At 49.5% G+C, this 17,947-nt stretch carries 18 protein-coding genes, 1 pseudogene and 1 other annotated feature; of the genes and pseudogenes, 5 read left to right on the forward strand and 14 right to left on the reverse strand.

Annotated features, from left to right (window positions below; translation table 11 throughout):
* Positions 1-72 precede the first annotated feature (72 nt).
* Both V3C63_RS04345 and tyrS read right to left on the reverse strand, forming a co-directional pair.
* Positions 73-666 (reverse strand): HNH endonuclease, encoded by a 594-nt coding sequence (locus tag V3C63_RS04345; RefSeq protein WP_329886588.1) that lies wholly within the window; start codon positions 664-666, stop codon positions 73-75.
* Positions 667-1,071: 405 nt separating this feature from the next.
* A complete protein-coding gene (gene tyrS / locus V3C63_RS04350) occupies positions 1,072-2,295 on the reverse strand; it encodes a tyrosine--tRNA ligase (RefSeq protein ID WP_329886589.1) in 1,224 nt (407 codons plus the stop codon).
* 72 nt (positions 2,296-2,367) lie between these two features.
* Positions 2,368-2,606 (reverse strand) — a binding site (T-box leader).
* A 364-nt stretch (positions 2,607-2,970) separates the two neighbouring features.
* On the opposite strand from tyrS, the pseudogene V3C63_RS04355 reads away from it, so the two are divergent.
* A pseudogene (locus tag V3C63_RS04355) lies at positions 2,971-3,419 on the forward strand (serine O-acetyltransferase); the annotation flags it as partial.
* Positions 3,420-3,587: 168 nt separating this feature from the next.
* On the opposite strand, the gene V3C63_RS04360 reads toward V3C63_RS04355, so the two are convergent.
* Entirely contained in the window at positions 3,588-4,169 is a 582-nt protein-coding gene (locus V3C63_RS04360) for a chromate transporter (RefSeq protein WP_329886590.1), read from the reverse strand.
* Positions 4,166-4,774: a chromate transporter gene (locus V3C63_RS04365; RefSeq protein ID WP_329886651.1), complete on the reverse strand. Its 609-nt coding sequence runs from the start codon at positions 4,772-4,774 to the stop codon at positions 4,166-4,168. The genes V3C63_RS04360 and V3C63_RS04365 overlap by 4 nt, the downstream gene beginning before the upstream one ends.
* Positions 4,775-5,033: 259 nt before the next feature.
* Here V3C63_RS04365 and V3C63_RS04370 point away from each other — a divergent pair, with 259 nt between their 5' ends.
* Positions 5,034-5,435, forward strand: coding sequence for an IS110 family transposase (locus tag V3C63_RS04370; RefSeq protein ID WP_329886591.1), 402 nt, complete (start codon positions 5,034-5,036; stop codon positions 5,433-5,435).
* A gap of 173 nt (positions 5,436-5,608) precedes the next feature.
* Entirely contained in the window at positions 5,609-5,806 is a 198-nt protein-coding gene (locus V3C63_RS04375) for a transposase (RefSeq protein WP_329886592.1), read from the forward strand.
* A gap of 205 nt (positions 5,807-6,011) precedes the next feature.
* Here the strand turns inward: V3C63_RS04375 and V3C63_RS04380 are convergent, their stop codons facing one another.
* The gene (locus V3C63_RS04380; RefSeq protein ID WP_329886593.1) at positions 6,012-6,197 is read right to left on the reverse strand and encodes a ferredoxin; all 186 of its coding nucleotides are present in this window, start codon (positions 6,195-6,197) and stop codon (positions 6,012-6,014) included.
* Positions 6,198-6,377: 180 nt separating this feature from the next.
* On the opposite strand from V3C63_RS04380, the gene V3C63_RS04385 reads away from it, so the two are divergent.
* Positions 6,378-7,046, forward strand: coding sequence for a Crp/Fnr family transcriptional regulator (locus V3C63_RS04385; RefSeq protein ID WP_329886594.1), 669 nt, complete (start codon positions 6,378-6,380; stop codon positions 7,044-7,046).
* Here the strand turns inward: V3C63_RS04385 and V3C63_RS04390 are convergent.
* Positions 7,029-7,406, reverse strand: a complete 378-nt coding sequence (locus tag V3C63_RS04390; RefSeq protein ID WP_329886595.1) for a DUF488 domain-containing protein — start codon at positions 7,404-7,406, stop codon at positions 7,029-7,031. The two genes, V3C63_RS04385 and V3C63_RS04390, sit on opposite strands and share 18 nt — an antisense overlap.
* 140 nt (positions 7,407-7,546) lie before the next feature.
* Here V3C63_RS04390 and hcp point away from each other — a divergent pair, with 140 nt between their 5' ends.
* Entirely contained in the window at positions 7,547-9,199 is a 1,653-nt protein-coding gene (hcp, locus tag V3C63_RS04395; protein WP_329886596.1) for a hydroxylamine reductase, read from the forward strand.
* Positions 9,200-9,279: 80 nt separating this feature from the next.
* Here hcp and V3C63_RS04400 read toward each other — a convergent pair whose 3' ends face one another.
* From V3C63_RS04400 to V3C63_RS04435, 8 genes are all read right to left on the reverse strand, one after another.
* The gene (locus tag V3C63_RS04400) at positions 9,280-9,981 is read right to left on the reverse strand and encodes an HAD family hydrolase (RefSeq protein ID WP_329886597.1); all 702 of its coding nucleotides are present in this window, start codon (positions 9,979-9,981) and stop codon (positions 9,280-9,282) included.
* 1 nt (position 9,982) lies between these two features.
* The gene (locus V3C63_RS04405) at positions 9,983-10,456 is read right to left on the reverse strand and encodes a SoxR reducing system RseC family protein (protein WP_329886598.1); all 474 of its coding nucleotides are present in this window, start codon (positions 10,454-10,456) and stop codon (positions 9,983-9,985) included.
* Between the two features lie 78 nt (positions 10,457-10,534).
* The gene (gene aspS, locus V3C63_RS04410; RefSeq protein WP_329886652.1) at positions 10,535-12,316 is read right to left on the reverse strand and encodes an aspartate--tRNA ligase; all 1,782 of its coding nucleotides are present in this window, start codon (positions 12,314-12,316) and stop codon (positions 10,535-10,537) included.
* 126 nt (positions 12,317-12,442) lie between these two features.
* On the reverse strand, positions 12,443-13,951 hold the full coding sequence (gene hemZ / locus V3C63_RS04415) for a coproporphyrinogen dehydrogenase HemZ (protein ID WP_329886599.1): 1,509 nt from the start codon (positions 13,949-13,951) through the stop codon (positions 12,443-12,445).
* Between the two features lie 135 nt (positions 13,952-14,086).
* A complete protein-coding gene (locus tag V3C63_RS04420; RefSeq protein ID WP_329886600.1) occupies positions 14,087-14,707 on the reverse strand; it encodes an MBL fold metallo-hydrolase in 621 nt (206 codons plus the stop codon).
* Between the two features lie 24 nt (positions 14,708-14,731).
* A complete protein-coding gene (gene dtd / locus V3C63_RS04425; protein WP_329886601.1) occupies positions 14,732-15,184 on the reverse strand; it encodes a D-aminoacyl-tRNA deacylase in 453 nt (150 codons plus the stop codon).
* Positions 15,185-15,186: 2 nt separating this feature from the next.
* Positions 15,187-17,358, reverse strand: coding sequence for a RelA/SpoT family protein (locus V3C63_RS04430; RefSeq protein WP_329886602.1), 2,172 nt, complete (start codon positions 17,356-17,358; stop codon positions 15,187-15,189).
* Between the two features lie 70 nt (positions 17,359-17,428).
* Positions 17,429-17,947 carry an adenine phosphoribosyltransferase gene (locus tag V3C63_RS04435; protein WP_329886603.1) on the reverse strand — a complete coding sequence of 173 codons (519 nt, stop codon included), beginning with the start codon at positions 17,945-17,947 and terminating at the stop codon, positions 17,429-17,431.

Raw genomic sequence — 17,947 nt, forward strand, 5'->3', positions numbered from 1 at the left:
TATTACAGCTCCTTCATTGAGAACTCTGCCGTGAATCTTATAGTGACAGCTTTTGCATAACACCATTGTCTTTCACCTTTTAGCTATCATCACCTGTTCCCAAGGCTCCTTTCCTTTCAGGTCCTTCACCTTGTGAACGTGATGAATCTCATAGCTTTTTGCATCAGTTGTCCCGCATAGCTCACAGGTTTTTGCGGCAAGACGACTTTCAAAGGTCGTTTTTATAGAGGTGTGCAAAACCACCGCATCCGGCAGTTTGTCAGACGCGTTTTTTGCTCCTTTACATTCAGAATACTTGGCAAAGTAGCACCGCTTCTCACCTTTCTTCGTCATATAAGGGATGCCCCATTTTCCTTGACCGTCCTTGTACTTATCCTTTATTTGTCCGCAACTGCATTTATGCTTTGCTGCCAAAGTTTTCAAACAACTGTACTCCATGAGATAAGCGAAATAATTCAGCTTGCAGAAATTGCTAACCATAGAATAATAGTTGCAGATTCCACGCAGTTCCGCATTATACGTCGAGACGATTTCCAGTTCAGTACACCGCAACAAGGTTTTTTGGTGGATTGGAACAATATCGCCATTTTGACGTTGCTCCACGATTTTATTATCAAACAGGAAGCGCATAATCTTATCATTGAGCGGTATTGCCAGTTCTGTCATGTTATTCAGCGTCCGTTTTTTGACATGACCTGTTGCTCCATGCTTGATTGTATCGTTTTTCCACCTGACCTGTAATATGTGTCCGTGTGATTGAGAATACTATTGGTAACACGATATGATATTTGCGCAGCCGTTTCGTGTGTGCCAGCGAATTTGATTGCTTCGCCATAAAATCGCCTCTCTATCTGCTGTTTTGGCTTGGGCTCCTTTTATTGTAGCCTAAAGGTGATTCCTTTGTATAACGACTTGTCTTCACTCGTATAGCAGGTGGATTTTTATTTTTTTTCGTTCGTTTTTCCCTTCGAAAAACTCTTTTGCTCAACTTGACTAAAACCAAATAAAAATACCCTCCTCACTGGCTATCCAGTAAAAAGGGTACATATCAGATTTTTGGTCGCTTGGTATTTATTTTAAAATCACTTTTCTAAAAATCTTTTTCCCTTTTTTCACCGTGATGCCTGCTGCCAGGCGATCGCGGCCAATGCTGGCATTCTGATCGTTGACTTTTGCACCGTCCACCGAGATGCCATTCTGTTTGATCAGGCGGCGCGCTTCCGATTTGGATGGCGCCAGTCCCGTGGTCACCAGAAGATCAATGAGACCGATGGCATCCTCTGTCAGCACATCTTCACCGATTTCCGATGTCGGCATATCGGCGTCGCTGCCGCCGCCGGCAAAAAGACTTTTGGCCGTATGCTGCGCTTTTTTCGCTTCGTCTTCCCCGTGAACCAGGGCTGTCAATTCGTAAGCGAGGATTCCCTTCTTCTCATTGATGCGCTTATCCGGCCAATTTGCCATCGCTTCAATTTCATCCAGCGGCAAAAATGTGAGCATCTTCAAACATTTCATGACATCCGCATCGTCCACATTGCGCCAGTATTGATAAAAATCGAAGGGCGAGGTCTTATCCCGATCGAGCCAAACGGCCCCCTTGGCGGTCTTGCCCATCTTTTTGCCTTCGGAATTGAGCAGCAGCGTAATGGTCATGGCGTAGGCATCTTCGCCAAGCTTGCGGCGAATTAATTCCGTCCCGGCGAGCATATTCGACCATTGATCGTTGCCGCCGAACTGCATGTTCACGCCGTATGCTTTATGCAGATGATAAAAATCGTACGCCTGCATGATCATATAGTTAAATTCCAGGAAGGAAAGCCCTTTTTCAAGACGCTGCTTATAGCATTCCGCCCGCAGCATATTGTTCACCGAAAAATGAGCGCCGATATCCCGGATCACATCCACGTAATTCAAGTCGAGCAGCCAATCCGCATTATCCACCAGAATGGCCTTGTCCTCACCGAACTCAATGAAGCGGCTCATCTGCTTTTTAAAACATTTGACATTGTGCGCAATGGTTTCGGTTGTCATCATCTGACGCAAATCAGTTCGGCCTGAAGGATCCCCAATATGGGCGGTCCCGCCGCCGATGAGCACCACCGGACGATTGCCGGCCTGCTGCAGCCGGCGCATCAGGCAAAGCGCCATGAAATGCCCGACATGCAGCGAATCCGCCGTCGGGTCAAAACCGATATAAAATTTCGCCCCGCCGTTGTCGATCAGTTCCTTGATCTGCGGTTCGTCCGTCACCTGTGCGATAAGCCCCCGCGCCACCAATTCTTCATAAATTTTCATCGTTATCCTCCGTTTCTTTTTCTTGTATTCTGTTTTGTGTTCAATAAAAAGCCCCCCTGTCTGCAAAAACAAACAGAGGGCGAGCATTCGCGGTACCACCTCAAATTCGCACTGACTTCGCAGCCAATGCCTCTTCATGTGCCAGCACACATTAGCGCAATATCGGGCGCACCCGTCTGATCCTACTGGCATGGCTTTCGGTCAGCGGCTCCAAAAGGTATTCGACTCAGCCAGATCTTGCGCCCTTGCACCAACCGGACGTTCTCTAAAAGATTCCACACTGATCTACTTTGTTTCTTCACAGCCTTGGTGATTGATTTAATAACGGAATTTATTCTATCGCATTTGCTTGCAGCTGACAAGCATTATTTTTATTCATTCAGGCCAATTGATTTGACAAAACTTTTATCATCATTTACAATTCATCCCATCCAAACCTCTGACTATGTGAACATCCAGTGCCTATGCACAATTAAGAAAGATTCCAAACGTTTAATTATGAAAAGTCCGAAGCATTCCGAAATGAAAGAAAAAATTAACCGCCTGACCAATGAGCTCATGCTCGATTATGGCGAAAACAAAAAGATCGATCAACTTCTCCCCTATGATCACCCGGATAAGGATGATGTGCTCGCGTTGATTCGTCGCCTGATGATCATCATCTATCCGGGCTATTATAAAAACCCCGGGCTTTATGCCACCCTAGTGAACCGCATCGCCCACGATTGTATTTGCTCAAAATTCCAATTCTCCCCCGCATGATGACCGAGCATGCGCACAGCGTCACCGGCATCGATATCTATCCTGGGGCAACCATCGGCAAATATTTCTTCATCGACCATGGTACGGGTATCGTCATCGGCGAAACCACCATCATCGGCGATCATGTGAAGGTTCATCAAGGTTGTGACCTTGGGCGCCCTCTCCACCAAGGGCGGGCAGGAACTGAAAGCCATCAAACGCCACCCCACCATTCAAGACAACGTAACGGTTTACGCCGGAGCGTCGGTGCTCGGTGGCGATACCATTGTGGGCAAGGACGCTGTAATCGGCGTAACGCCTTTATCACCACTTCGATTCCGGAAGGCGCCCGCGTTTCCATTAAAAACCAGGAACTTTCCTATAATTACAACCAAAAACCCAATGGCAGTGTCAATTCCAAAGAAATCCCTCTCGACGACAGCTGGTTCTACATGATTTTTCTACATGATTTAAGGATGATCGACACCCATAAAAAAAACCGAACTCAAAAGGTTCGGTTTTTTTATTTTGCGCTATTTTTATCCATCAAATCAGCCGGAAAAATGCAGCAGCATCCCCACCGCAGCGGCCACCGCGATAAATAAGATCGGATGCCAATTTTTAACTTTAGGGATCCATCGGGTTGCCACAATCAGCACAATGGCAAAAATCACAGCGCGAATATTGATCAGTCCCAGCCAATTGTGCCAGGTTAACACTTTGTGGCTTTTAAACAAAGCAATCCCTGCCACCGAAAGCCCTGCGGCTGCAATCAGTCCGGTCGAGGCCGGTCGCAGGCCATAAAAACCAGCTTTCACATATTCATTATCCTCAAAAGCTTTGAGAAAAGCTGCAATAATGACAATGATAACAATCGCCGGGGCAACCTCGCCAATGGTCGCAATGATGCCCCCCGGCACCCCGCCGACGGTATAGCCCACATAGGTTGCCATATTGATGCCCATCGGACCCGGCGTTGATTCAGACACCGCCACCATATCCGCCAGCTGGCTCTGGGTAAACCATCCTGTCGATTGACCGATGGCTTTCAAAAAGGGCAGGGTCGCCAACCCGCCGCCAACCGAAAACAGTCCAGTTTTGAAAAATTCCCAAAATAACCGCAAATACATCATGATTGTTCTCCGCCTTTTGACAAACGCGAACGTTGCGCTTTGATCTTTGTGATGACAATGCCCGCTGCCGCGGCAATAAGCACAAAGACCACCGGCGATACATCGATAAATAAGGAACCAGCCGCCACGGCGATGAAAATCAGCAGGGTTGGGATATCGATGATTGATGTTTTGCCGATTTTTACCACCGCATTAAAGATCAGCACCACCACCGCCACGCGGATTCCGGCAAAAGCATCCTGAACAATCGGCAAATCGTCGTATTTTTCGATAATACCCGCTAATGTCATGATAATCAGCAGCGACGGCGAGACCAAGCCGAGGGTCGCCACAATAGCACCGATCACACCGCGTTTTTTATTGCCCACAAAGGTCGCCGTGTTCACCGCGATAATCCCCGGCGTGCACTGGCCGATGGCATAATAATCGGCAAGCTCCGTTTCGGTCGCCCAATGCTTGTTCTCGTCAATTTCCCGCTGCAGGATCGGCAACATAGCCAACCCGCCGCCAAACATCATGATCCCGATTTTAAAAAACGTATTGTATAACGCCCACAAGCTTGTCCGTTCTCTATCGTCAGGCAACTCTGTTCGCGTTTTTTTTATCTTTTTCACATAGCCCTCCTCCTAATATAAAAGTGTAGTGGTCATATATCCCAACAGCCAGTTGGGATATGATCCTCTCATTGCTAAGGCTGTTAGAATGTAGTGGCATTGGTTCGGACGGATTCCTCCTTGGACTTTACATCCGTCGGAAAGCCTGTCTGCCATCCACTTATTCGCAGCTGTTCGGTTTACGCAGGTTGAACCGCATCCCGTGTGTTCGCTTGATACCCCGGGAGATTGAATAAGCGGTGAGGAATGTTTGGCCCATCGCATTATTTTTCTTCAGAAGTGTTTTTCTATGTTGAACGCTGTTGACATTGATGTTTCAAAAGGCAAGAGCACGGTTACAGTCCTACGACTCGCAGGTGAAATCGTGCATAAGCCTTTTCATGTCCGTCACTCTGTCAGAGAACTTTCTGAACTTGTCTCTTATGTCAGAAGCCTGGATGGTGAAACACGGGTCGTCATGGAGACAACCGGCCATTATAAGGTCAAGTCTGATCCGGCCGATGCCAAGAAAATCGCTCAGTATGCGCTTGACAAGTGGCCGTTTCTGCGTCAGCATTCAGCGATGGATAATACACAAGCGCAAATGAGCTGTTCAGCAGTCCCATACGCTCTGATGGCAGTGAGAAACGGATCGATTACGTCGGCATGTTGACTGTGTCCGCAAGATCGGCCTAAAGGCTTTCACAGAACGGTATCAGAACTTCTGTAAGCATCATGGCTATAATATCCAGCCGGAAAAGCCTAAGGAGCTGTTTGAATCCGCAAAGGAACTCGTTCCCTCTGTCGCCAAGGATCCGGTTTACAAGCAGATGATCCTAAACTGTCATGGCCATGTATGGTGTGAACAAAACCGATGGACCTCAGCTTATGGCTGAGATCGGGGACATCTCCCGTTTTGATCACAGGTCTGCCATTACTGCTTATGCCGGCGTTGATCCGGGTGTGAACCAGTCCGGTAAAGTGGATTATGACAGTAACAAAGCCTCCAAGCACGGTGCTCCGCTCTGCCTCCTGATTTTTTAAAATAATGCTTGACTTTTTATTTAGTAGACTTTCACCAATGTCCATTCTCTGGTCACTGATTTAATCATAGTGTACAACAAAAATCAGCGGATGTAAAATCATGGTCTGCAAAGAAACCCATCCACGCGTCTAACGCATGGTTTTCGGCATACAAAAAAGCATTCGGAAAAATTTCCGAATGCCATCCGGGCATCAGCACGTTCGATTATGCTTCTTCAATCACGCCTACCGGGCAGCCGTCCATTGCCTCTTCCGCCGATTCGGCGACGTCCGCCGGTACTTCGATGTCTCTGGCTTCCGCCAAACCCTCATCGTTGATGAAAAAAATTTCCGGACAGACGGCTTCACAAGCGCCGCAGCCGATGCAACCATCTTTCACGACACATTTCATTTGTTTCCTCCTTTTGAGAAACCCCGCTCTTGCCATCGGCCTGATGCAAAGCCGACCGCGGTCGAGAATTCTCCTTTGACTTCTATTAATTAGTATAATACAATGAGGCTGCTGATAAAAGTTGTACTGCCAACATAAAACCATTCTTTTTTAATTTGCAGCCAAAAGAAGGGACATGACTTGGATATTGATTTTCTCTCTCAAACCAAACTCTTTCACGGCATCGCACCGAATGCCATTCCCAAAGTGCTTTCCAATCTCGGATATCGCATCAAAAATTATGACCGCGAGGCCGTGATCTACATGGCCGGCGATCCCGCCGACGCCATCGGACTCGTCCTTTCGGGATCTGTGCGCATTGAAAACAATGACTTTTGGGGCAATACGTCCGTTCTCGCCAATATCGCCCCGGGATCGGTTTTTGCCGAAACCTATGCGCTTCTTCCCGGCGAGCCGCTCATGGTCGATGTGATCGCCCAGAAAAAATCCACTGTTTTATTTTTACAAACAGAACATCTCTTTGATTGCTCCCACGATACCATCATTGCCAATCGCCGTCACACCATTATTCACAATTTGCTGATGATCTCCGCCCAGAAAAACCTGCATCTGTCCCGGCGCATTTTTCACACTTCCAGCAAATCCATCCGCGGTCGCCTGATCTCCTATCTTTCCTTTGTCGCGCAGAAAAAAAACACCAACGATTTTGTCATTCCCTTCAATCGGCAGCATCTGGCCGATTATTTGAGTGTCGATCGTTCAGCCCTTTCGCATGAGCTCTCCAAAATGCAGGATGAAGGACTGCTCATCACCGAGAAAAGTCACTTTGTTTTAAATTTCGATCTTTAAAATTTTCTGCTCAAGCCAATCTTTTAGTATCAACGCATGATTGACCTGCGGGTTCTTGGCGGCATAGAGCAGGGTGACATCCCCCTGTTTTAACCAATCTGCAATCTTTGAAGCCCATGCCGCGGCATCGGGGTTTCGTGTCAATTCCCCGCGGTAGGTCTTTCCAAAATCATTCAATTTTTTCGCCTCGTGCCCGAACCATTTTCGCAAATCGGGTGAGGGCGCAATTTCTTTTGCCCAACTGTCCAAGGCAGCCCTTTTCTTTGACATACCCCGCGGCCACAGACGATCCACCAGAATTCTTTTTCCATCCGTATCCTCCGGCTGTTCATAAATGCGCTTGATTTTAATGCGACTCATTTTTCCCTCCTTTATTTTCTTGTTACAGCATAACGATCTGTATTTTTTTATTCCGTTGTTAGAACAACGGTTTTCTTTTTCCCCTGTCCATATAATAAAGTCGTTAAATCAATCATATGCACTTGCAAGGAGGAAATCGAATGTCCACTCAAAATCAAATGTTTTGTTACCAATGTCAAGAAACAGCCGGCTGCACCGGTTGCACCGTCTCCGGGGTCTGCGGCAAAAAACCCGATGTCGCCGCTATGCAGGATCTGCTGATTTACGTCACCAAAGGGCTTTCGGCCATCACCACCGAGCTGCGTGCCGAAGGCCAACCTGTCAGCGAAACGGTTGACCGTCTGGTCACCGTCAACCTGTTCACCACAATTACCAATGCTAACTTCGATAAAGAAGCCATCGTTGCCCGCATCGAAGAAACACTGCGCGTTAAAGAAGCCTTGCGATCCCAGGTCAAGGCGGCTGTCGATCTTCCGGACGCGGCCGCTTGGAACGCGCCGGCCGATCAGTTTGAAGCCAAAGTCACCTCGGAAAGAATCGGCGTCCTTGCCACCAAGGATGAAGATATCCGAAGCCTCCGTGAACTCATCACCTACGGCCTCAAGGGACTCTCGGCTTACAGCAAACACGCCAACGCTCTACTCAAAGCCGACGCCAAAGTCGATGCCTTCATCCAGGAAGCGCTGGCCAAAACGCTGGATGACAGTTTAAGTGTTGACGACCTCGTCGCCCTCACCCTGGAAACCGGCAAATACGGCGTCGACGGCATGGCCCTGCTCGATCGTGCCAACACCGAAGCCTATGGCAATCCCGAAATAACCACTGTGGATATCGGTGTGCGCAAAAATCCAGGCATTCTGATTTCCGGCCACGACCTGCGCGATCTTGAAATGCTGCTCGAACAAACCGCCGGCACCGGCATCGATGTTTATACCCACTCTGAAATGCTGCCGGCCCAGTATTATCCGGCCTTTAAAAAATACAACCATTTTGCCGGCAATTACGGCAACGCCTGGTGGCAACAGAAAGATGAGTTTGAAAAATTCAACGGGCCGATTCTGATGACCACCAACTGCATTGTTCCGCCCAAAGCGAGCTACAAAGGCCGCCTTTACACCACCGGTGCTGCCGGCTTCCCGGGCTGCCCCCATATTCCCGGAGAACCAGGCGAAGTCAAGGACTTCTCGACTATCATTGAACACGCGAAAAAATGCGCCGCGCCGACTGAAATCGAAAGCGGTGCCATTGTCGGCGGTTTTGCCCACGAACAGGTTTTTGCCCTGGCCGATAAAATCGTCGAAGCCGTTCAATCCGGCGCCATCAAAAAATTTGTCGTCATGGCTGGCTGCGATGGCCGCCAAAAGGGCCGCAGCTACTACACAGACTTTGCCAAAGCCCTGCCACAGGATGCCGTAATTTTAACCGCCGGCTGCGCCAAATATCGTTACAACAAGCTCGACCTCGGTGATATCGGCGGCATTCCCCGCGTGCTTGACGCCGGCCAATGCAACGACTCTTATTCGCTGGCTCTCATCGCCTTGAAGCTCAAGGAAATTTTCGGTCTGGACGACGTCAATGCTCTGCCCATCGCCTATAATATTGCCTGGTACGAACAGAAGGCCGTGATTGTACTGCTCGCCCTGCTCTCTCTCGGTGTGAAAAACATCCACCTCGGCCCCACTCTGCCGGCTTTCCTTTCGCCCAATGTGGTCAGCGTGCTGGTAGAAAACTTCGGCATCACCGGCATCGGCACCGTCGAAGACGATTTGAAACTTTTCTTCAAAGAAGCCTAACCCTCCTTATAAAATAAACAAACAACACACCAAAAAGGCAACCTCCAATGAGATTGCCTTTTTATATGCTGATTGATTGTTTATTTTAAAAGCAGTTGCGCCAATGCGCTTTCGTTTTTCACCTCGTGATCCGGAAAATACACCGCGTCTTTCGGGATTGCATCTTCCCGACGATTCAGCCAAATGGCACGCCAGCCTGCGCGCTTCGCTCCCACCACATCAATGGCATAGGCATCGCCGATATAGGTGCAGGCCTTCGGCGGCACACCCAATCGCCGTTCTGCCTCTCTGAAAATAGCGATAGCCGGTTTGGCGACGCCCACCTCCCCGGAGATCAAAAAATACTCCGGCGCAATCCATTTTTCAAGGCCTAGTGTCTGCATTTTGCGCATCTGGTGGGCTTCCGGTCCGTTGGTAATGATCCCCATTGGCACGCCTTTTGCCTGTAAATGATCGAAAATACACACCATACCCGGAAGCAATACAATCTTTTGTCGCTCCGTGGCATAAGCTGCCTGAAAGGCCAAACCATCTTCTTGAGACAGGGAAGCGCCGCAGTCTTCAAAAGCCCTGCAAATGCGATAGGCATACACTTCCGATTTCGTCAATTCTCCGCGCGCCACCATCTCAAATGCCTCGTTGCTGCGAGCCCGGTTGCAAACAAAAAGCCGTTCCAGATTCAGCGCATCGAAACGATGGCCGAAGACGCCTTTGAAAGCCAACTTGAAGGGCAAAAACTGATCATAAACGGTATCATCAATATCAAAAAAGACGCAGCGCATATCAGCGTTCCTTAACGGGCGCCGGTCCTTGCTTTAAAGGATTATTTTCCGAATTGAGTACGGCTGTCACCACCGGTTCGTATTCTCCGCGACCGAACAAACCCTGCCGATCCAACCATTTAATCACACCGTAAACCCCGAGGGTTATCAGGATACCAAACCCCAGGCCTGCCAGCGGCGGATTCCAGCCGAGCCTTGGCGCCAAAGCATAATACCCTAAAAAGACACCGACAAAAAAACCAACGAGCGGTGCCCCATAGGCGATGCCGCTCGCCTTCATCAAGCTCGCCAGTTCCATCTCGATGGCCACATCATCGCCAACTTTCGCTTGCGCCTCGTTTTTCGCCTGAGCTGTCATCGTCTTATCGGATGTTGCCATTTCACACGCCTGGCAGTTGGCGCACATTTCGTGCCGTCGAATCACGACTTTAGCATGGTTCCCTTTGACTTTCTGAACTGTTCCATATTCAATCATTTTAAAACCTCCCTTTCTGCTTAAAACAAGAACTCCCGCGTTTGATTCGGGAGTTCTGCCTTGAGGTCACATTCTATTTTAAACGATATCGTCGTCGACGCTGATGCCTAAATCGATGAGCTGGTCAAGACTGGCCTGTGCCGGTGCTTCCGTCATTAGATCCGAATGGTTCTGCGTTTTCGGGAAAGCGATAACGTCGCGGATATTATCCAAATCAAGTAGCATCATGATCAGCCGGTCAAAGCCGAAAGCCAGCCCGCCGTGCGGCGGCGTCCCGTATTTCAGCGCTTCCATCAGGAAACCAAACTGCGTCTGAACGGTTTCCTCGCTCAAATTGAGTGCCTTAAACATCTTGTCCTGAATATCACCGTTATGGATACGGATAGAGCCGCCTCCCAGTTCAACACCATTGACAACCATATCGTAGGCATCGGAGCGCACTTTTTCCGGCGCTGTATCAAGCAGCGGGATATCTTCATCCAGCGGCGCCGTGAAAGGATGATGCACCGCCACATAGCGGCCTTGTTCGGCATCGTATTCAAGCAGTGGGAAATCGATCACCCAGAGAAATTTAAACTGATCCGACAGGTCGAATTCAAGGCGCTTAACCAGTTCCAAACGCAACTGACCCAATGCGGTACATACGATCTGATCGGTATCGGCCACCATAAAAATATAGTCACCGTTTTCGGCGCCCATTTCTTTATAAATCGCTTCTTTTTCTTCCTCAGAAATAAATTTGAGAATCGGTGATTTTTGGCCTTCGTCTTTCACGTCAATCCAGGCCAGCCCTTTGGCTTTGTAAATTTTGGCAAATTTTTCCAAATTCTTGAGGGTCTTCTTGGAAAGCTTGCCCTGAGCATCCTTGGCGATGATGGCCCGAACCGAGCCGCCGCGCTGAATCGCCCCGGAAAATACCTTAAAGTCCGAATCTTTTAAAATATCCGACAGATTGTGCAGTTCCATGCCAAAGCGCATATCCGGCTTATCGGAGCCAAAGCGGTCCATGGCTTCCTGCCAGGTCATGCGCGGGAAAGGCCGTTCTAATTCGACGCCGCGGATTTCTTTAAAGACCTGCGCGATCATCCCTTCCATAATCGGCATGATGTCGTCCTTGGTCACAAAGGACATTTCCATATCGATCTGGGTGAATTCCGGCTGACGATCCTGCCGCAGATCTTCGTCACGAAAGCATTTCGCGATCTGATAATAACGGTCCATACCGGAAATCATCAAAATCTGCTTGAAAAGCTGCGGACTTTGGGGCAAACCAAAGAAATTCCCTTTCTGTACGCGAGACGGCACCAAGAAATCCCTGGCCCCTTCCGGTGTGGTTTTCCCCAGAATTGGCGTTTCGATTTCACAGAACCCCTCGTGATTCAAATAATTCCGCACGATGCTGGCCGCCCGGGCGCGCGTCATCAGAATTTTCTGATTCTTGGGCTTGCGCAAATCCAGATAACGGTATTTCAGGCGCACATTTTCTCCCGATTTATCGTCATCCTCGACATAAATCGGCGGCGTGGCCGAGGTATCCAAAATGGTCAGCCTTGAAACAAGCACCTCCATCTGCCCCGTGGCCATCTTCGGGTTGACATTTTCGGCATCGCGCTTGCGCACCGTGCCTTCGATATTTAAAACATATTCGCTGCGGACTTTTTCAGCAGTGGTAAAATCCGCGCCGGCGTCTTCCTCATTGATCACCAGCTGAACGATGCCCGAGCGATCGCGCAGATCGACAAAAATCACCCCGCCAAGGTCGCGGCGGCTGTCTGCCCAGCCCGCGAGTTTGACGACTTGTCCGTCTTTATCCGCATTAATATCTCCGCACGTGGCGGATCTAAAATGGGTTTCCATCATATCCAAATTTCCTCCTGCTTCTATTAAAAGCTGCCCAAAGGCGGCCAATTCTCACATTTTTTTATTATATGCTTTAAGCCTTATGGCGTCAAGGTTTAACCACCTGATTCCGCCATAAGTTCCCGCTCATTGCTGATCGATCAGATTCTGATAATTGGTGAGTTTCTGATCGATCACCTGCTGCCCCCGCTGATTATAGGTGCGGATATCCTTAACCGTGAAAACTTTATTAAAGCGATCCGTCTGCGCATGATAAACCTTTCCGGAAGATCCGGCGCCAATCCCGATAATCGTCTGCTTTTCCGCCATCATTAGCGTGTTGTAAATCCCCGGATGTCCCGTCAGGCAATAGCCGATGTTTTCACCATTGCCCTGCGCGTATTTTTGCCGGTACATATAATAGGGCTCATAACCCGCCGCGGCAAGCTTCTGATGAATCTGATCGTAAAATGCTGCATCATAAAGCTGCGTATAGTGATGACCGCCGGCCGCCTTCATGCGCGAGCCCTTTTTAATGGCCAGACTGTGCACCGTCAAATTTTCCGGGCGCAGCGCCACGACCCGATCCAGGGAGGTCAGAAACTGCGCCGGCGTTTCCTGATTCAACCCTGCAATCAAATCCATATTGACGCAGTCAAAGCCGACGTCGCGAATCTGACGATACACCCGCTCGATATCCGCCGCGGTGTGAAAGCGCCCGATGGCGGCCAGAGTCTCGTCATTCATGCTCTGAGGATTCAGACAAAGGCGATTGACCCCGAAGGCTTTAAGCACCGCCAGCTTTTCCGGCGTCGTAGTTTCCGGGCGCCCCGCTTCAAAGGTAAATTCCCGCAGCTTTGGATGAATCATACGGCTTTCTTTCAGCGCCGCAAGCAATTGCCCAATTTGGTCGGCCGACAACACCGACGGCGTTCCGCCACCGATATAAAGCGTGTCGACGCGCAGTTGCTGATCGATCATCCACGCCCCCATCTGCCGGATCTCCGAGATGAGCCCCTGCAGATAATCCGCGCAGAGCATGCCTTTTTTATCCGCAATGGTAGAAACAAACGAACAATAGCTGCACTTGGCCGGACAGATGGGAATCCCCACGTAAACAGACACGAGATGATCGTTCAGCGGATAGACGATGGGCATTTCACGATGGGCAATCTCTGCTGCCAGCGCGGCTTTTTCTACACTGACATCATAAACCCGCATCATCTTATCCCCGGCCTGTTCTCTATTGAGCCCCTCACCCGCCATATAATGGTGGGCAATTTTAACCGGCTTAATACCGGTGAGGCTTCCCCATGCCAGCGTTTTATTAAAAAGGTCTTTCAGAAAATGATAGAAGAGCGTCTTGAACCGCTCTGAGTCCGGCGTCTCGTCGGCCTTCGCTTCAAAGGTGCGTTCGCAAGAGGGCCGGTCAAAAATTGCCGCCGCGATGGTCAGGCCTTCCGGTGCATTGACCACTCGGATGATGGCGTCTGCTTCGCCATCGAATTGAATATCACCATCCGGCAGGTAGGCCATCAGCAATTCCCGGGCCGCCGTACGCCACGGCGCGTGGTCCGGCATGACCAGACAGACTGTCTTCACGCGGGACAATCCCTCAAACGCCGTTTCTTTTGTTTGCGTTGTCATTTTATTCATATGGAATCCCATTTTTATACACCCGTTCATACCCAGACTTTTGCGCCCGCTTGAATCTTCCCGTTTCTTTTCCCGTTTCATTTCTTGGCAATAACAAAGGCGGCCCGAGGCCGCCAAATGCGCATTCAAATGCTTTTACTGAATAAATGGATTGTGCGTTCGTTCAAAACCGATGGTGGTATTTTCGCCATGGCCCGGCAACACCGTTAATGCATCGTCCAGGGTCATGAGTTTTTTGACCGACGCAATCAGCTGGGGATAGGAGCCGCCGGGAAAATCCGTCCGCCCGATCGACGCGTAAAACAAACTGTCGCCGGTGAAAATCACGCCATCACTCAAAAAGCAAACGCCCCCCGGTGTGTGTCCCGGCGTATGAATCACCTTGAACGTCAGATGGTCGCCGATCACAATATCGTCACCGTCGCGCAGCAAACTTTCCGCCGGGTCAAAATGCGCCGTCATGCCCATCAGCGCCGCAATATTTTTCCCAGGCGAATTCAGGCAATCCGCGTCGTCCGCGTGAATATAAACCGGAGCGCCGGTCAAGGCCCGCGCCTCATTCAATCCGCCGATATGATCAAAATGGCCGTGGGTCAGCAGAATCGCTTTGATGCTGATATCTTGATCCGCGATGAACTGCGCAATCTCCGGACGCCATCCGCCCGGATCGACAATCACGCCCTGACCATCCTCTTGCGACCAGGCGATATAACAATTGGCCATAAGCGGCCCCACCATGTATTTCTGAATTTCCAAGCGTTCCTCCTTCATCCGGGTTTCCTAAAATGTTTTCTGGCTGTCTAAAAGCAAGGTGACCGGTCCGTCATTCTGGATGAGCACCTGCATCTCGGCCTGAAACTCGCCAAACGCGACTTTGCGCACTCCCGCTTTCTGCACCAGCGCTGCAAATCGTTCATACTTTTTTTTAGCTGCAGCCACCGGTCCGCTGCGCATAAAACTGGGACGCCGTCCTTTTCGGCAATCGCCGCATAAAGTGAATTGGGACACCACCAAAAGCTCGCCGTCCACATCCAAAAGCGATCGGTTCATCTTTCCCGCTTCGTCTTCGAAAATCCGCAGATGAACGGTCTTATCGATGATATAGCGCATGTCCGCCTCGGTATCGTTTGCCTCAATGCCCAGCAGTAAATTGATCCCCGGCCCGATGGCGCCAATTATTTGCCCGTCGACCGAAACGGAAGAACTGTTCACCCGTTGAATCACCGCGCGCATCGCTACACCCGCTTCACGGAAAGCACTTTGGACAGTTTTCCGATGTTCTTCATCAGCAGATTCAATTCACGCCGCGATTTCACTTCGAAAACAGCCTCGAAATAATTAAACTTTCCTTTCTCATTGCGCGCAGTCAGCGCATTGAGGGGAATGTTCATCTCAATAAAAACTTTGTTGATTTCAATCAGCGCATGCGGATCTTCATCTGCCTTGATGTTGATTTCGGCTGTAAAATTGCCGGCCACGCCGAATTTATTCCATTCGACCTCGACGATTTTATCGGTATCCACAATGTTGAGCACGTTTTTGCAATCTGTCCGGTGAACAGAGATACCGCGGTTCTGGGTAATGTAACCGATGATTTTATCCCCAGGAACCGGGCTGCAGCATTTGGCAAAATGCACCTCGATATCGCGCAGGCCGGCCACAATGATGTTGGAATTCTTCTTGGTATCGTCTGATTTTTTCTTGACGACCGCTTCCTCCGGATCCGCCTTGAAGATTTCCGGAAATATCAGGCTCATCTTGGTGAAAACTGTTCCGAGTTTAATACCATTATAGCCGATGGCCGCATAAAGATCGTCCACCGTTTTGTAATTGAGCTTTTCGCTGAGCACCTCCAGCTCGTGCTGATGGCCCAGCTTAGAATGCTGCAGCCCCCGCCGCTTGAGTTCGTTCTCCAGCGCAAGCCGCCCCTTTGTAATATTTTCTTCTTTTTCTTCCCGTTTGAAATATTGACGGATTTTATTGCGCGCGTGAGCGCTTTTCACAAAACTCAGCCAGTCGCGACTGGGACCGTTGCTGTGTTTAGAGGTCATCACTTCGACGATGTCCCCATTGTTAAGGGTGTAGTTCAACGGAACGATTTTCCCGTTAACCCGCGCCCCGACACAGGTATCGCCGATGTCCGAGTGAATGCGATAGGCAAAATCCAGCGGACAGGAGCCCATTGGCAGTTCAAACACCTGCCCCTTGGGTGAAAATACATAAACTTCTTCGTTTAACAGATCAACTTTAATCGTCTCGAGCAAATCGCCGGCGTTGTCCAGCTCCTGCTGCCATTCCATGATCTGGCGAATCCAGGCGATGCGTTTTTCATAATGCGCGTTTTTTTCGCCGGATTTGCCTTCTTTATATTTCCAATGCGCGGCGATCCCATATTCTGCCACACGATGCATCTCTTTCGTCCGGATCTGCACTTCAAAGGGATCCCCATTGGGCCCGATCACCGTCGTATGAATCGACTGATACATATTGGGCTTAGGCATCGCGATATAATCTTTGAAACGCCCGGGGATCGGCTTCCATTCCGTGTGGACCAGCCCCAACACGCCATAACAATCCTTAATAGAATCCACAATCACCCGCACGGCGATCAAATCGTAAATTTCGTCAAACTGGCGATGCTGAGCCTTCATCTTGCGGTAAATCGAATAAAAATGCTTCGAGCGGCCGTAAATTTTGCAGGAAATGCCTGTCTCATCAATTTTCGCCTTGAGGATGACGATTACCTGATCGACATATTCTTCCCGGACTTGTTTACGCGCTTTGACCTTTTTAACCAGATCGTAATAGCCCTCCGGATCGAGATATTTTAACGATAAATCCTCGAGCTCGCCTTTAATGGCTTGAATCCCCAGACGGTTGGCAATCGGAGCATAAATATCCAAGGTCTCCCGCGCTTTTTCCTGCTGTTTCGCCGGATTCATGTATTCGAGGGTGCGCATGTTGTGCAGCCGGTCCACCAGCTTAATGAGGATGACGCGAATGTCCTTCGACATCGCCATGACCATTTTGCGCAGATACTCGGCCTGACTTTCTTCCTTCGACTGATATTCAATTTTCCCGATTTTGGTGACACCCTCCACCAAATCGGCAATGCGCGCGTTAAAAATGGTTGCAATTTGCTTATGGGTATAATCGGTATCCTCAATCACATCGTGCATCAGAGCCGCACAAATGGTTTCCGTGTCCATCTTGTATTCCGCCAAGATATAAGCCACCGCCACCGGATGAATGATGTATTCTTCTCCAGATTTTCTTTTCTGGCCTTCGTGCGCTTCATCTGCCAACTCAAAGGCACGCATGATCATGGACGTGTCCGCGTCTGGTTCGTTTTTTTTAACCAAGGCAATCACATCGCCTATTTTGCGCTTAACCGCTTCTGTTGCCATACGTGCCTCCTTCTCACGGTAAATTCAGATCGCTCTTTCAATCAGTCTCTATCACAAATCAGGACCAGCGTTAAATATCGTATTTAACCAATGATTCGATATAATAATCTTTCAGTGTTTCCCGGCCCTTCAAATCGGTCAGTTCGATCAAAAAGAGTGCGCCGCAGACTTCGCCGCCCAAGAGTTCAACCAAATCAATGGCGGCTTTCATGGTGCCTCCGGTCGCGAGCAGGTCATCAATGATCAAAACGCGGTCTCCGGTTTTAATGGCGTCCTTTTGAATTTCGACGGTGTTGCTGCCGTATTCCAAAGTGTAGGACTTCGCCATCACTTCGCCCGGCAGTTTGCCCGGTTTGCGGATCGGCACCAAACCGACATCGAGCTTATAGGCCAGTGCCGAGCCGAAAATATAACCCCGAGCCTCCGGAATGCAAACGATATTGACGTCCAGTGCCTTGGCAATATCATAGAATTTATCGGTAACGTAGCGGAAGGCGTCGCCGTCGGCAATCAGACTGTTGATATCTTTAAAACTGATGCCTGCCTTTGGAAAATCCTGATAGACCGCAATTTTACTCTTTAAATCCAT

It is taken from the genome of Pseudoramibacter faecis, from assembly GCF_036289405.1.
GTDB classification, from domain to species: domain Bacteria; phylum Bacillota; class Clostridia; order Eubacteriales; family Eubacteriaceae; genus Pseudoramibacter; species Pseudoramibacter faecis.